This window comes from Nonomuraea sp. NPDC049784 (assembly GCF_040659615.1).
In the GTDB taxonomy this organism is placed as follows: domain Bacteria; phylum Actinomycetota; class Actinomycetes; order Streptosporangiales; family Streptosporangiaceae; genus Nonomuraea.
In genome coordinates this window covers 1-1,618 of the sequence record NZ_JBFAMX010001164.1, presented here as the reverse complement: position 1 = coordinate 1,618, position 1,618 = coordinate 1, and the positions used below count along the sequence as shown (strand labels likewise).

The 1,618-nt window shown below is 75.2% G+C and carries 1 protein-coding gene; it reads left to right on the top strand.

Annotated features, from left to right (window positions below):
• The coding region (locus tag AB0J09_RS64365; RefSeq protein ID WP_360714305.1) for an AMP-binding protein at nt 1-1,618 on the top strand (1,618 nt) is incomplete at both ends.

Sequence of the window (1,618 nt, the reverse complement as noted above, 5' to 3'; positions counted from 1 at the left end):
CTGGCGGGAGTCGCTCGCGGGCCTGCCGGGCCCGGCCCTGCTCCGACCGGGCTCGAGCGCTGGAAGCGGGCGCCAGGAGACGGTGGAGCTGGAGCTGACGCGCGAGCTGAGCGAGGCCCTGCGGGACCGGGCGCGCCGCGCGGGCGTGACCGTGAACACGCTGGTGCAGGCGGCGTGGGGGCTGGTGCTCGGGCGGCTGACCGGGCGCGAGGACGTGGTGTTCGGGACGGTGGTGTCCGGCCGTCCGCCGGAGGTGGCGGGCGTGGAGTCGATGACGGGCCTGTTCATCAACGCCGTGCCGGTACGGGTCAGGACCCGCGAGCGCGACCTGCTCACCCGCCTGCAGGACGAGCAGGCCAGGCTCACGGCGTTCCATCACGTACGGCTGGCGGACGTGCAGCGCGGGACCGGCGAGCTGTTCGACACCCTGCTGGCCTTCGAGAACTACCCCCGCGACGGCCTGGACACGCCCGGCCTGCGACTGACCGAGGTCCGGGACGCCACGCACTACCCGCTCACGGTCACGGTGGTCGCGGGCGAGCGGCTCTGGCTGCGCCTCGGCTACCGCGCGGAGCTGCTGACGAGGACCGAGACCGAGGCCATCGCGGCCCGGCTGACCAGGGCGTTCGAAGTTCTCGCCGATGGCGGTACGGGCGACGTGCTGCCGGAGGAGGAGTCGCACCGGCTGCTGGTGACCTGGAACGACACCGCGCGGCCAGGCGCCCGGCACGTGGCGGCCGGGTCGGTGCCTGAGCGGTTCGCGGCGCAGGCGGCCCGCACGCCGGACGCGGTGGCGGTCGAGCACGGCGGGCACACCCTCACCTACGCCGAGCTGGACGCCTGGTCCGGCCAGGTCGCCGCCGGGCTGGACGTGGCGCCGGAGACGCCGGTCGCGCTGCTCATGGAGCGCTCGCCCGACCTGGTGGTGGCCCAGCTCGCCGTGCTGAAGGCGGGCGGCTGCTACGTCCCGCTGGACCCTAGGCAGCCCGAGGCGCGGCTGGCCTGGCTGCTGGAGGACAGCGGCGCCAAGACCGTCCTGACCCGGCTGGAGGCGGGCGAGGGCCGTTCCACGCCGCGGCCATTGGCAGGGCCGGTCGATCCGCGCTCGGCGGCCTACGTCATGTACACCTCCGGCTCCACCGGCACCCCCAAGGGCGTCGTCGTCACCCACGCGAACATCCTCGAGCTGGCCTCCGACCGGCGCTTCGCCGCCCACCGGCGGGTGCTGCTGCACAGTCCGCACACGTTCGACGCGGCCACGTACGAGCTGTGGGTGCCGCTGCTGAACGGCGGGACGGTCGTCATCGCCCCGCCGGGCCCGCTCCAGCCGGACACGATCAGGCAGAGCCGGCTCAGCGCGGTGTGGCTGACGGCCGAACTGTTCCGCACCGTGGCCGACCTGGCGCCCGACGCGCTCGCCACGGTGGGCGAGGTGTGGGCCGGGGGCGACGTGCTGCCGGCGGACGCGGTGCGGCGGGTGTCGGGGCACGGCGTGCGGGTCGTCAACGGGTACGGCCCCACGGAGACGACCACGTTCGCCACCAGCCACCCGGTGCCCTCCGGCTGGGCCGGCGACGCCGTGCCGATCGGACGCCCGCTCGACGACACCCGCGTGTAC